Genomic DNA, 13,371 nt, shown 5'->3' with positions numbered 1-13,371 from the left:
GCTTTTCTTTTGAGAACATAGTCTGAGGCGACCCTGCCGCAACCGTCAAGCCTCCAACAAGCGGCGGGGCGCTCATCGCTGCCGCTCCTCGCGAAGAAGCCCGTCAGGGCTGATAAGCGCGGCCGGATTTGCCACCGACGCGATACCGACAGAATACCGACGTTTTGCCGACGTGGATTTTTGGCCGTTTTTAACGCAGCGTTCAGGGTGACAATTTGGCCGCTCACAGGCATCGTGACGCGCAATAAGGGAGGCCTCCATGAGTGAATATCCGCATCTTCTTGCCCCGCTGGACCTTGGGCATGTGACCTTGAAGAACCGTGTTTTGATGGGCTCCATGCACACCGGGCTTGAGGAAACCAAGGATTGGAACCGCGTGGCCGAATTCTATGCCACTCGCGCCCGTGGTGACGTGGCCTTGATGGTCACCGGCGGAATGGCTCCCAATCCCGAAGGCGGGGTCTTTCCCGGCGCGGCGGGGCTTTATACAGAAAAAGACATTGAAAATCATAAGGTTGTGACGGACCGCGTGCACGATGCCGGTGGTCTGATCGCCATGCAGGTGCTTCACGCGGGCCGCTATGCCTATAGCCCCGATTGCGTCGGCCCCTCGCCCGTGAAGTCGCCGATTTCGCCCTTTCCGCCCAAGGAATTGGACGAAGAGGGGATTGAGAAACAGATCTCCGACATCGTCACCGCCGTCGCCCGCGCGCAGCAGGCGGGCTATGACGGGGCCGAAATCATGGGCTCCGAGGGCTACTTCCTCAACCAGTTCCTTGTCACCCACACCAACAAGCGCACCGACCGCTGGGGCGGCTCCTATGAGAACCGCATGCGCCTTCCCATAGAGGTCGTCCGCCGCACCCGCCAGGCTGTGGGCCCCGATTTTATCCTTATTTATCGGCTCTCTATGATTGATCTGGTGCCCGAAGGATCGACCCATGACGAGGTGGTGCAACTGGCCCAAGAGATTGAGAAAGCCGGGGCCACGATCATCAATACCGGCATCGGCTGGCACGAGGCGCGCATTCCCACGATCGCCACCAGCGTTCCACGCGCGGGCTTTGCATGGGTCACCAAGAAGCTGATGGGCAAGGTGGGCATCCCGGTGATCACCTCGAACCGGATCAACATGCCTGATGTGGCCGAACAAGTGCTGGCCGATGGCTGCGCCGATATGGTCTCGATGGCGCGCCCCTTCCTTGCCGACCCCGATTTCGTGCGCAAGGCCAAGGATGGCCGCGCCGATACGATTGCCCCCTGTATCGCCTGCAACCAAGCCTGTCTGGACCATACGTTCAGCGGCAAAATCTCAAGTTGTCTGGTCAATCCGCGCGCCTGTTATGAAACAGAACTGACCGTCACGCCGACGGAACGCCCCCGCTCCATTGGTGTGGTCGGCGCCGGGCCAGCAGGACTTTCCGCCGCCATGACAGCCGCCGAGCGGGGCCATAGCGTGACCCTCTTTGACCGTGACAACAAACTGGGCGGGCAGCTCAACATGGCCCGCGAAATCCCCGGGAAGGAGGAGTTTCACGGGTTTGTCGATTGGTTCGCCACCATGGTGGATGATCTTGGCATTACCTTGAAACTGGGCGCCGAGGTGGGCGCGGATGATCTTGACGGCTTTGACGAGGTGATCGTCGCCACGGGCGTTGTCCCACGTGATCCGGGGATTGAGGGCCAGGATGGGCCGAATGTGCTGTCTTATATCGACGTGCTGCGCGGCAAGGCCCCGGTGGGCAAGCGCGTGGCGATCATCGGTGCGGGTGGGATCGGGTTCGACGTGGCTGAATACCTTGTTCACGAAGGCGAAAGCCCCACCGAGGATTTGGCCGAGTGGAAAGAGGAATGGGGCGTGGGCGATCCGGAGCAGGCGCGCGGTGGCTTGGCCCCCGAAGGCCCGCAACCCGAACCACCCGCACGTCAGGTCACGCTTTTGCAGCGCAAGGCCGAGCGCGTGGGCAAGCGACTTGGCAAAACTACCGGTTGGATTCACCGCGCGGCGCTGCGGATGAAGGGTGTGCAGATGGTCAGCGGCGTGAATTATGAGCGTATTGACGCCGCGGGCCTTTATGTCTCCGAGGGAGAAGCCCGCGAGAACCCAAGGCTGATCGAAGCAGACACCATCGTGCTTTGCGCCGGGCAACTCTCGGAACGTAGTTTGGCAGACGCCTTGCAAGAGCGCGGCGTTTCCGTTCATGTGATCGGCGGCGCGGATGTGGCCGCCGAACTGGACGCGAAACGCGCGATTGACCAAGGCACACGGCTGGCCGCCACGCTTTAGGGTATTACTCGACCGTGATGGTGATGACCTCAGATACAACCGGCGGGTCATGGGGCACGTGATTCATGTCCCCCAAAACCAACTGTAGTGTGTGCTGCCCCGGCGCGAGATCAAGCGACACTTCGGTCTGCCCGCCACCAAAGTGGACATGGTTGTCGTCGGCTGGCAGGCCATATTCGAGTTCTTCGGCCCCATCCGGCCCTTCACCCAAAGGCGGGCGGTCTATAAGGATGTGATGGTGACCCGTGTTTTCCTTATCGGTCCCTGCCGGAGCCACTCCCATACCTCTCAAGCCAAAGACAACCGTGACCGGTGCGCTGACTGTCGCGCCATCTTCAAGGTTGGCAAAATAGACCTCGGCCCCCTCGGGCGCGGGTGTATCCCCGGCAATCGCAGGGCCCGCCACAAGGGCAAGCGCCAGTGAAGCCGCTTTGATGTATTTGATCATTGTTTCCTCCCAAGTATAGGCCACAACCCTAGCACGACATGACAGGCTTCCCCAAGTCATGGAAACAGCCGTTTCCTTGTTTCCGTGACACGAACGATCCCAGACAAAACCCAGATATTGTCTGGGACATGCCCAAGTTGCGCCCGAATTCAGCGCGATACCTGCCTTCAGAAAAACACGCAGAGGTACTGAGCATGGATCGCCTGACGGAAATGGAAGCCTTCGCCACGGTCGTGGATCAAGGTGGCTTCACAGACGCGGCTCGCAAGATGGGCATTTCAAAGTCCGCGGTGTCAAAACACGTTTCATCCCTTGAAGCACGGCTTGGGGCGCGCCTTTTGAACCGGACAACCCGCCGGGTTAGCCCGACGGAGATTGGCCTGGCCTATTACGACCGGGCGCTTCGGGTTCTCAATGATGCAGGCGAGGCGGACGCGCTTGTCAGCTCCATGCAATCGGACCCCTCTGGCCTTTTGCGCATTTCGGTGGCTACGGATTTCGGCGTCAATCACCTGAGTCCGATTTTGGGTGAATTTCTTGATGATTTCCCCGATATCACCGTGAACATGGTGCTCAATAACCGCTATGTGGAATTGATTTCCGAGGGCTTTGATATGGCCATTCGCATCGGGGAGCTGGAGGACAGCACCCTGCGCGCTCGGAAACTGACCGAAACCACGAAACGCATGATCGCCAGCCCGGACTATATTCAAAAGCACGGCCGCCCCTCGAAGATCGACGAGCTTAACGAGCATAAGCTGCTTCACTATTCCAGCCAATCCAACGGCGCGGTCTGGAAGTTGACGGCCCCCTCGGGCGAGAAACGGCAGGTTCGAACCGCAGGTGGCCTTTCGGTGAATGACGGGCAGTCCCTGCTGAACGCGGCGATTTCCGGGCTTGGCATCGCCTATCTTCCCAGCTTTCTCTACGCGCAAGCCATGGCGGACGGCCTAGTTGAGGATGTCATCCCGGATTTGCCGGTTGAGACTCAAGGCATCTACGCGGTTTACCCACCGGGGCGGTTCACCCAGCCCAAGGTCCGCGCGTTCATAGATTTTCTGGTTCATGCCTTTGCCGACAAGGGCCCGACCGACTGGTAAGTATCCCCTCGCCATCAATGGCAACCTTCCCCGGCCGCAATCGCGCGCCGGGGTTTTCTTTGGCCGTTGTACAGGCACTGTGCGGGGTTTTTCCTTGTCCCGCGCCCTGAGCGTGACACATTGAGAGCAAATCAAATTGCCAAGAAAGGATGTTTCAATGTCCAAACCCAAGTTGCTGACGATCTCGGGCTCACTTCGCAAAGGATCTTTCAACCGGATGCTTCTGGGCGAGGCGGAACGCGCTTTTGGTGACGCAGAGGTTACGCGTGCCGACCTGAACCTACCGCTTTACGACGGTGATCTGGAAGAGGCCGAGGGAGTGCCAAGTGCTGTGCAAACCCTTGCCGAACAAGTAAAAAACGCCGATGCGGTGGTGATATCCAGCCCTGAGTACAACAAGGGAATCACCGGTGTTCTGAAAAACGCGTTCGACTGGATCAGTCGGGTTGAAGGCATGCCCTTCAAGGGCAAACCCACGGTGGTCATGTCGGCAAATGCCGGGCGCACGGGTGGGGAAACCGGGCAATTCATGGTACTGAGTTGCCTTGTGCCGCTTCAGGCGCATGTCATTCCCGGGCCAATGCTTTGCGTGGCTGCCGCAGGCAAGGAATTCAATGACGATAGCCGCATGACGAACGATCACTACCTCAAGGTTTTGGGCGGCAAGATGGACGCTCTACGTGCCGCGACCTGAACAACTAACCATTTGATTCATTTGATATTTCCAGAAGATTACCATCGGGATCACGTAGGTAGATCGACACGATGAGCCCGGTTGCCCCGGTACGGGGAACCGGGCCTTCCAGGATCGGGATATTCTGTTGGTCAAGGCGGGTGCACCACTCTGAAAGCGGAATTTTGGTTAAAAAACAAAGGTCTGCGCTTCCCGGTGTCGGACATTGGGCCTTCGGCTCGAACTCCGCGCCGGCTTGGTGAAGGTTTATCTTGTGGTTGCCAAACTTCAAAGCCCAACGGGTTGTGCCATCGGCCGGGGTAAACTTTTCGGCCACCATGCCCAGCGCGGTTTCGTAAAAGGCGATGCTTCGGGGGATGTCAGAGACTGTCAGAACAAGGTGATCGAGGCTGTCGACGCGCGGCTTCATTTTGGGATTGTTCCTTTTATCTCAGGTGGTTAGCTTATCTCCATGAGCAAGCCGTTACAAGAAATCAACGATGTGATGGACCCTGCGCGCGCGAGAGCGTTGCAGGTGACATTGGGGGGTGAGGCGACGATTGGGGCCGGGGACCCTTTGCCGCCTTTTTACCACCAGATATACTGTTGGGATCCACAGCACCCACAAGATTTGGGACGAGATGGCCATCCGAAGGTGGGCGGCGTGATCCCGGATATGGGACTACCACGGCGGATGTGGGCCGGGGGGCGGATGGAATTCCATGCACCGTTGCGTGCAGGAAAATCCGCTAAGCGATTGACTTACTTAGAAAAATCAGAACGCAAGATGGGGCGTACCGGGCCTTTGGGGTTCGTCACCTTGCGGCATGAGCTTTGGCAAGGCGAGACCCTGTGCCTAACCGATTGGCAGGACTTGGTTTATCGTGAAGATCCAAGCCCGGATGCGCCGAAACCCACACCGCCAGAGGCCGCCACGGATGAGGCGGTTTGCGAGACCAAGAGCTTCGATAGCACGTTGTTGTTTCGCTACTCCGCCCTGACCTTCAATGGCCATCGCATCCACTATGACATTGATTATGCGAAAGAAATTGAAGGGTACCAAGGGTTGGTCGTGCATGGCCCGCTTCTCGCGCAGCACATGATTTCGCTGGCCGACAGGGAGCTTGGCGGGCTGAAACGCTTTGCCTTTCGGGCCACGGCCCCCTTGATGCATTTCGAGACAGCCGAGATTTGTTGGCACCCTGAGGGGCGCGTTTGGGTGCGCGGGCCGGACGGGCGGCAGTGTCTGACGGCGACGGCAGAATAATCGTACGAGTCGTAAGGTCAGACCCCGATTTTCGTACGAAAATCAGGGGGTGCCAAAAATCTTTCGTACGAGTCGTACGAAACGCCCCTCAATAAGACGCCTCGGGCCGGAAATCCGGCGGGATGTGATCGGCCCCATCGAGCATTAGCTCGGCCATGACCTGCCCCACCTTGGGGGCCATGCCGAAGCCGATTTTGAACCCCCCATTGGCGATGAAGTGACCGGGATAAAGCGGGTGCGCACCGAGCATCGGGGCGCGCGAGCGGCTGCGCGGGCGGACCCCGGCCCAGCGTTCGGTGACCTTGGCCTTGGCGAGTGCGGGCACCGCACGGCGGGCGCGGGCGATGACCTCATCGAGTTGGGCATCGGTGGTGTTGGGGGAATCGTAGTCACGCTCGGACGTGGAGCCGATGGCGGTGGTGCCATCGGCGTGGGGGACGATGTGGATGGTATCGGCGAAAAGCTGCGGCGCGTCGGGCATGGCATAATCCAGCACCGCCCCCTGCCCTTTGACGCCATTGCCGACGGTGCGGGTGTGGTGGCGGGTGAGCTCCTCAAGCCCTGCGGTGCCGGTGGCGTGCAGGACATGGCCGGTGTCGGGGCCTTCGGTTGTGATCTCGCCCCCCTTGGCGCGCAGGGCTGCGACAAGCGCGGCGCAGGCTTGGCGCGGGTGCATCCGGGCGGTGAGCGTGTCGTGAATCAGAAAGCCCGTGGGGCTGTGCGGCTCCCACGCATCCCCCGTGGCGGGGATGACGCGCCATGTGGCGTGACCTTGCCAAAGCTCTTGCGCGGTGGTTTCGCGGGCATGGGCAAGGGATAGAGTGTGATCGTCAGCGATGGGTTGCAGGCGGCCTGTGCGGCCATAGCCGGAGGACAGGCCGCCCAGCGCCTCGACCTCGGCCCAGAAGGGTGCGGCCATGAGCAGGCTGTCGAATTGAAAGGCTTTCTTGGCGTTCCAGTTTTCCGGCACATGCGGGGCGAGCGCGCCGACAACACCGCCCGAGGCCCCGGCCCCCGGCCCGTGCGGGTCAATCACCCGGACGGTCGCGCCTTTTTGCAGGCAGGCCCAAGCGATGGAGAGCCCGAAGATTCCCGCGCCGCGAATGGTGACGTCGGCCATTGCCATTTCCCTTCTTCCCCGGCAGTGTCGGGCGCGTTATGGCATGAGGGCGGCGCGGTGTATATCCGGCGCGCGCCTCAGACACTCCGAAAGGCGACGAAGGACATGACGGGGCAAGCCGAGTTGCAATGGCGTGAGAGCGTGCCGGTCTCAACCCGGTTCGACGACCCCTATTACAGCCTTGAAAACGGGTTGGCGGAAACGCGGCATGTGTTCTTGGCGGGCAATGATTTGTCCGCGCGTCTCAAGGATGGGTTTCAGGTGGCCGAGTTGGGGTTTGGCACGGGGCTGAACCTGTTGGCCTGCTTGCAGGCGTGGCGGGCGGCGGGGGTTTCCGGCGTTTTGCGGTACACCACGTTCGAAGCCTTTCCGATGGCGGCGGAGGATATGATCCGGGCACAGGCGGGGTTTCCGGAGGTGGCGGAGATTGCCGAGGCGTTGGCTGCGCATTGGCAGCGCGGGGCGCGGGCGTTTGACCTGCCCGATTTGCGGTTCGAGATGATCGAGGGCGACGCGAGGGAGACATTGCCGGACTGGCAAGGCCGGGCCGATGCGTGGTTTCTGGACGGGTTTTCACCCGCGAAGAACCCGGAGTTGTGGGAAGAGGGCTTGATGGCGCAAGTGGGCGCGCATACGGCCCCGAATGGAACGGCGGCGACCTATACCGCCGCGGGTTTCGTGCGGCGGGGATTGGAGGCGGCGGGCTTCACGGTAACCCGCGTGCCGGGCTATGGCCGCAAACGGCACATGACACAGGCTAGGATGGGTAGCGCATGACCGAGCAAAACACCCGGCTTGGCATCATCCTGATGGTGGTGACGACATTTATTTTTGCCGTGCAGGACGGGATCAGCCGCCATTTGGCGGGGGAATACAATGTGCTGATGGTGGTGATGATCCGCTATTGGTTCTTTGCCGCCTTCGTGATGAGCGTGGCGGCGCGCAAGGCCGGTGGCCTAAGGGCGGCGGCGCGAACGCGGCAACCCGTGGTGCAGGGGTTTCGGGCGGTTCTGCTTGTCGCGGAAATCTGTGTGATGGTTTACGGATTCACCCTTTTGGGGCTGGTGGAAAGCCATGCGGTTTTTACCTGTTACCCGCTGTTGATTGCCGCGCTATCGGGGCCGATTTTGGGTGAGCATGTGGGCTGGCGCCGCTGGGCGGCGATTGGGGTTGGGTTTATCGGTGTCATCATCATTCTGGAGCCGGGGTTTGGCGTCTTTCAGCCTGCTGCCGTTGTTCCCCTGATCGCGGCGCTGATGTTCGCGCTTTATGGGCTTTTGACGCGCTATGTGGCGCGGCAGGACAGTGCGGCGACCTCGTTTTTCTGGACCGGCACGGTGGGATCGGTGGCGATGACCGCCGTGGGCATCTGGTTTTGGGAGCCGATGACCGGGCCGGATTGGGTCTGGATGGGGGCGCTTTGCATCACCGGGGCCTTGGGGCATTTCACGCTGATCAAATGCTACGAGGTGGCCGAGGCCAGTTCGGTGCAGCCCTTTGCCTATTTGCAGCTGGTCTTTGGCAGCGCCATCGGAATCACCGTGTTTGCCGAGACGATCCAGTTGAACGTGGCACTTGGCGCGGCCCTGATTGTTGGGGCGGGCCTCTTTACCCTGTGGCGGCAAAGGCAAAAAGCCTAGCTGCGGCGGTTTGACCGCCTTCCCTTGGTGATCGGATTGTGACAAACATTCCAGCGCTGGAATGTTAATGGCGAGTGCGCGGTGAGAGCGACCCTGAACAGCGTTGGATCATGGGCGCGGGGTGGCTTGGCCGCCCTGTTGGTGCTTGTGGTGGCACTGCGGGTTGTTGCCGCCCCCGTCATCCTGTCGGCCCCGGAACCCGGGTTGATCGCGGTCTGTTCGGGTGGTGAGGTTTATTACGTCACGCTGGATGGAACACCCGTGGATGGTGACGCACCCGAAGGCGAGCCGTGCCCCTTCCACGGTGTCACGCTGGCGCTGGTCGGGGTGCAGCCCCCTCAGGTGACCCGGCCAGAGCGCGTGGCGCAATGGGCCGACTGGCCCGCCGTTTCCTTACACGTCCAATCCCGTCGGGCGCGCAGCAATACCGCGCGCGCGCCGCCTTTGCCTGTCTGAGATCAAGTCAAACAAACTCTCGGACAATACTCCGCGGCCTTGGGCCTGCGGGAGACAAAGGACATGACAATGACAGTGAAATTTTTGAGCGCCTTGGCGCTGTGTATGGCTGTGGCCAGTGGTGCCGCGGCCCAGATGGCGATGGGCGACGATATGGGGGACATGGGCCAGAAGGCGCACAAGGACAAGATGATGCATGGCGGTATGCATGGGCCAATTGGTGTGATGGGGCGGCATACCCTGCCCAAGGGGAAATTCATGCTGACCTATCGGGCGGGGCATATGGAGATGTCGGGTCTACGGTCGGGGACGACGGATTATGCCCCGGATGTGGCGGCAACCACCTTGGCCAACCGGTTCGCCCCGCCTGCGAACCTGCGGGTGATCCCGCTTTCGATGGAAGGCGATATGCAGATGGTGGGCGGGATGTATGGCCTGAGCGACAAGGTCACCCTGATGGCGATGGTGCCTTATGTGAAGAAATCCATGACCGCGCTGACCTATTCGGGGATGGCCGGGGCCACGCGGCTTGGCACCAATACGATGCGTTCGGAAGGCCTGGGCGATATCAAGGTTGGCGCGCTTGTCGGGCTGCACAAGAAAAAGCGCCAGCGGCTGACCCTTGGTCTGGGTCTGAGCCTGCCCACCGGGTCGATCACCGAAACGGGCCGAATGCTGATGCCGAACGGGGCACGTCCTGTCGGACGGATGGCCTATAGCATGCAGTTGGGGTCGGGGACCTATGATCTGATGCCAAGGCTGACGTGGTCGGATGGCAAGGGGCGCTGGAATTGGGGTGCGCAGGCCAGCGGTGTGATCCGCCTGGGCAGCAACGACGAGGGCTATAGCCTTGGGGACAAGGCGAGCGTGACCGCATGGACCAGCTACCGTGCCGCGAAATGGGTGAGTTACTCGGCGCGGGTCGAGGCCGAGACCGAAGGCCGGATCGACGGGCGCGACCCGCTGATCGGCGGCGCCATGCCGGGGACTGATCCGCTGAACTACGGTGGTGAAACGGTTAGCATTTATGGCGGCGCGGATTTCACCGTGCAGCGCGGCGCGCTGAAGGGTCATAAGATCGGGTTGGAAATTGGCGTTCCGGTTTATCAACGCCTGAACGGTCCGCGATTGAAGCGCGATTGGTCATTGCAGGTGGCATGGCGCAAAGGGTTTTGAGACAAGGGTGGCGCGGGGACGCCTCGCGCCGCTCATCGGCCCCTTTCGGGGCCTTTTCGCGAAGAAGGCCGCGAGGCCTGAAGAGCGGTTAATCGAGTACCACGCGCAGGGTTGCGCCGGTGAGCTCCTTAGAAAAGGGCACAGGGTGTGGATCGCGCCCCAGACGGGCGCGATAAACGGCCACGCTTTCGGCGACGCGCATGACGTAGTTGCGGGTTTCGCGGAAGGGGATGTGTTCGATCCAGTCCACGACATCCATATCGCCGCGCCGGGGATCGCCGAAGCGCTCGATCCAGCGATCGGGGCGGGCAGGCCCGGCGTTATAGCCTGCCGACATCAGCACGATATTGCCGTCGAAGCGATCCGCCAGATAGGCAAGGTAGGCCGAGCCGAGCTGCGCGTTATAGGCCCAATCGGACAGCACGCGCCTGCGGTCATGTTCAATCCCCAGATCGCGGGCCATGTCCGAGGCGGTTCCCGGCATAAGCTGCATCAGGCCTTCGGCGCCGACACGGCTTGAAACCCGATGATCGAATTCGCTTTCGCGGCGGGCTATGGCGAGGGCCAATTCCATGGACACGGACAGGTTCATTTCGGTCATTGGGTGCAGGGCATAGTAGGGCCCCGGCAGGGTAAGGCCGCGGCGGGCCGCGCGTTTGCCGATCATCACTTGCAAATGCGGTTGCTCAAGATCACGTAGAAGGCCGGCCAGTTGTTTCAGCCCGTCCTCGTCCAGCGTTTCGGCGATATGGGTGAAGAATCGTTCGGCAAGGTTCAAACGACCCGCGGCAAGCGCCATTATGGCGGCTTGGGTCACCGGGCGTTGGATCAACTCACTGCCTTCGTATTCTGCGAAATCATTCACGCCTTTCAGAGCCGGATCCGAGGGCAACCCGGCCTTTTCGGCGGCCAGCAGGCCGTAGAAACTGGTTTGATGGTCTGCACCTTGGGCATAGGCCATTTGCGCGGCCTCATCATCGCCCAGCGCCTCTTGGGCGCGGCCAATCCAGTATCCCGCCCGGCCAAGGGAAATGGGCGTGTCCACGGCAGCGCGGAACCGTTGGAAGTGATCGCGGGCGAGTTCGGCATCTTTGAGGTAAGTCAGCGCAAGGTAGCCCGAAAGCCATTCGAGATCGGCATAGGCTGACCCATCGGCAAGCTGGTGGGTGGCGGCAAGGGCGTAGGCGGTTTGCGGGTCGTCGTCGCGCATTTGGTCACGCGCCAAGGCGCGGCGCCAGCCCGCCCAGCGGTCGGGTTCGCCCAAGCCTCCCGGGATGCGGCTTTGAGTGAGGATGGTGTCGAGCGCATCCTGGCGCCGGTTGCGTTCAAGGTAGTGATTGAACAGTGCATAGGCGACATGCGGATCGGTCTTTTCAGCCTCGGACAGATCATCGATTCGATCGTCCAGGCCGCGGCGTGCGCTGTCGATCATCTGGGCGGTTTCGATTTGTTGGCGCTTTTCCTCATCCACCAATGGGAGCATCAGGGCCACGTCGCGCAACCCGCGCCAGTGGGCCATGTCGAGGCGCTCGGCGTGGTGCGGCTTGAGGAGCGCGCCGTGGCGGGCGATGAAAGCCTCGTGTTCTTCGGTGCTAAGATCAAGGGTGCGCCAGGCCAGAACAAGGCTGGCCTCGGCCTCGCCTTTGCGGCCGGCGGCCAGAAGCGCGCGGGCCTGCGATAGCGCACCGATGCCGGTTTGCGCACGGATGCCATCGTAAAAGCGCAGGATCAGTTCATCGGGAGCATCTGCCATCGCCTCTTCGCTCTGCTTGCGCAGATAGTCGAGACCCGGCCAATCGGCATGGGTGTCGAGGAATTCGAGCACCTCCAGCGGGGTGCCGTGCCCCGTACGCAGGCGGTACCATTCCACCAGCGCCTCGGCCGCCGCCCCATCGCGACGGGCCAGATCGGCAGCCACCTCCCAGCGCCCGCCCGAAAGCGCATCGAAGGCACTGGACAAAGGCCTGGGGGCCACGCGCGGGGGTGTCTCGGCCAAAGCCGGGAGACTCTGGCAAATGAGCATCAATGACAGAGCTATGAGGCGCAACATCTCTTGCATTTTTGGCCCGTTCGAAGGATAGACAGCGCCAGCCTATGCATGCGCGCGCCTTGCGTCCATTCACATTCCCGGCAAGGCGGCGGGCTTTCGCCGCGCACGCAGTGGCACAGTATCAACCGGCCTCAAACGGCCACGACGCAAAAGCAAAGGAGCGTGTCATGTTCAGAGGATCTTTTCCTGCCCTGGTCACGCCGTTCAAGAACGGCGAGCTGGATCTGGATACGCTCAAAAAACTTGTAGAATGGCATATCGGCGAGGGCAGTCATGGCCTTGTGCCCGTGGGCACCACCGGCGAAAGCCCGACGCTGACCCATGAAGAGCATGAAACCGTGGTCGAGGAAGTGGTCCGCGCGGTGGGCGGGCGCATTCCGGTGATCGCGGGCGCGGGCAGCAACAACACGCTGGAATCGATGCGCTTCATGCAGCACGCGGCGAAAGTCGGGGCTGATGCGGCGCTGATCGTGACGCCTTACTACAACAAGCCGACGCAACGCGGGCTGATTGCACATTTCACCGCGCTGCATGATTGCTGTGAGCTGCCGATCATCATCTACAATATTCCGGGCCGGTCGGTCGTGGATATGACGCCTGAAACCATGGGTGAACTGGCCAAGCTCCCTCGGATCGTGGGCGTCAAGGATGCCACCGGCGATCTGGCGCGGGTCAACCTGCAACGGATGATCTGTGGGCCGGAGTTCTGCCAGATCTCGGGCGAGGATGGCACGGCTCATGGCTTCAATGCGCAGGGCGGTCAGGGCGTGATCTCGGTGACGGCCAATGTGGCACCGCGTTTGGTGGCCGAGGTGCAGAACGCGACGCTGGAAGGTGACTATGCCAAGGCGCTGGAGTTGCAGGATCGGCTGATGCCGCTGCACACCGCGATCTTTACCGAACCCGGTCTGGTTGGCGTGAAATATGCCATGTCGCAACTGGGCCTGTGCAGCGAAGAGGTTCGCTCCCCCCTCACCGGTTTGACGGATGAAACCAAGGGGATGGTGAATGATGCCCTGCGTTTTGCGGGTTTGATGAACTGATCCCCCAATATTCCAGACTGAAACTTGCGCCACGGGTCATACGCCCGGGGCGCGTTTCCTTTGGAGGGAGCTTGGCGGCCGGGCACCACTCTTGGAGCCTCTAGGCGCCCG

Annotated in this window: 13 protein-coding genes; 9 read left to right on the top strand and 4 right to left on the bottom strand. The window is 61.3% G+C overall.

Translation table 11 applies throughout. The features are described from left to right. Window positions 1–259: 259 nt before the first annotated feature. On the top strand, window positions 260–2,287 hold the full coding sequence (locus QZ498_RS07955) for an NADPH-dependent 2,4-dienoyl-CoA reductase (protein WP_294621316.1): 2,028 nt from the start codon (window positions 260–262) through the stop codon (window positions 2,285–2,287). A 4-nt stretch (window positions 2,288–2,291) separates the two neighbouring features. On the opposite strand, the gene QZ498_RS07950 is transcribed toward QZ498_RS07955, so the two are convergent. Beyond that, a complete protein-coding gene (locus QZ498_RS07950; RefSeq protein WP_294621315.1) occupies window positions 2,292–2,735 on the bottom strand; it encodes a DUF4399 domain-containing protein in 444 nt (147 codons plus the stop codon). 194 nt (window positions 2,736–2,929) lie between these two features. On the opposite strand from QZ498_RS07950, the gene QZ498_RS07945 reads away from it, so the two are divergent. Both QZ498_RS07945 and QZ498_RS07940 read left to right on the top strand, forming a co-directional pair. After that, the gene (locus QZ498_RS07945; RefSeq protein WP_294621314.1) at window positions 2,930–3,835 is read left to right on the top strand and encodes a LysR family transcriptional regulator; all 906 of its coding nucleotides are present in this window, start codon (window positions 2,930–2,932) and stop codon (window positions 3,833–3,835) included. 157 nt (window positions 3,836–3,992) lie between these two features. Continuing rightward, window positions 3,993–4,529, top strand: coding sequence for an NADPH-dependent FMN reductase (locus tag QZ498_RS07940; protein WP_294621312.1), 537 nt, complete (start codon window positions 3,993–3,995; stop codon window positions 4,527–4,529). Between the two features lie 4 nt (window positions 4,530–4,533). Here QZ498_RS07940 and QZ498_RS07935 read toward each other — a convergent pair whose 3' ends face one another. Continuing rightward, the gene (locus QZ498_RS07935) at window positions 4,534–4,938 is read right to left on the bottom strand and encodes a VOC family protein (RefSeq protein ID WP_294621311.1); all 405 of its coding nucleotides are present in this window, start codon (window positions 4,936–4,938) and stop codon (window positions 4,534–4,536) included. Window positions 4,939–4,980: 42 nt separating this feature from the next. Here QZ498_RS07935 and QZ498_RS07930 point away from each other — a divergent pair, with 42 nt between their 5' ends. Beyond that, window positions 4,981–5,775, top strand: coding sequence for a MaoC family dehydratase N-terminal domain-containing protein (locus tag QZ498_RS07930; protein WP_294621310.1), 795 nt, complete (start codon window positions 4,981–4,983; stop codon window positions 5,773–5,775). 88 nt (window positions 5,776–5,863) lie between these two features. Here QZ498_RS07930 and QZ498_RS07925 read toward each other — a convergent pair whose 3' ends face one another. Further along, window positions 5,864–6,895, bottom strand: coding sequence for an FAD-binding oxidoreductase (locus tag QZ498_RS07925; protein WP_294621309.1), 1,032 nt, complete (start codon window positions 6,893–6,895; stop codon window positions 5,864–5,866). Between the two features lie 105 nt (window positions 6,896–7,000). On the opposite strand from QZ498_RS07925, the gene mnmD reads away from it, so the two are divergent. The 4 genes from mnmD (at window position 7,001) to QZ498_RS07905 (ending at window position 10,167) form a co-directional block, all read left to right on the top strand. Continuing rightward, window positions 7,001–7,672, top strand: a complete 672-nt coding sequence (mnmD, locus tag QZ498_RS07920) for a tRNA (5-methylaminomethyl-2-thiouridine)(34)-methyltransferase MnmD (protein WP_294621308.1) — start codon at window positions 7,001–7,003, stop codon at window positions 7,670–7,672. After that, a complete protein-coding gene (locus tag QZ498_RS07915; RefSeq protein ID WP_294621307.1) occupies window positions 7,669–8,535 on the top strand; it encodes a DMT family transporter in 867 nt (288 codons plus the stop codon). Before mnmD ends, QZ498_RS07915 begins: the two co-directional genes overlap by 4 nt. An 81-nt stretch (window positions 8,536–8,616) precedes the next feature. Continuing rightward, window positions 8,617–8,991, top strand: coding sequence for a hypothetical protein (locus QZ498_RS07910; protein WP_294621306.1), 375 nt, complete (start codon window positions 8,617–8,619; stop codon window positions 8,989–8,991). A 69-nt stretch (window positions 8,992–9,060) separates the two neighbouring features. After that, window positions 9,061–10,167, top strand: a complete 1,107-nt coding sequence (locus QZ498_RS07905; protein ID WP_294621305.1) for a transporter — start codon at window positions 9,061–9,063, stop codon at window positions 10,165–10,167. Window positions 10,168–10,255: 88 nt separating this feature from the next. On the opposite strand, the gene QZ498_RS07900 is transcribed toward QZ498_RS07905, so the two are convergent. Continuing rightward, on the bottom strand, window positions 10,256–12,226 hold the full coding sequence (locus QZ498_RS07900) for a lytic transglycosylase domain-containing protein (protein ID WP_294621304.1): 1,971 nt from the start codon (window positions 12,224–12,226) through the stop codon (window positions 10,256–10,258). 158 nt (window positions 12,227–12,384) lie between these two features. Between QZ498_RS07900 and dapA the strand changes: the two genes are divergently transcribed. Further along, window positions 12,385–13,260 (top strand): 4-hydroxy-tetrahydrodipicolinate synthase, encoded by an 876-nt coding sequence (gene dapA, locus QZ498_RS07895; RefSeq protein WP_294621303.1) that lies wholly within the window; start codon window positions 12,385–12,387, stop codon window positions 13,258–13,260. The last annotated feature ends 111 nt before the right edge of the window (window positions 13,261–13,371 follow it).

It is taken from the genome of uncultured Roseovarius sp., from assembly GCF_913057115.1.
In the GTDB taxonomy this organism is placed as follows: Bacteria; Pseudomonadota; Alphaproteobacteria; order Rhodobacterales; family Rhodobacteraceae; genus Roseovarius.
This window is presented reverse-complemented; position numbering and strand designations above follow the sequence as displayed.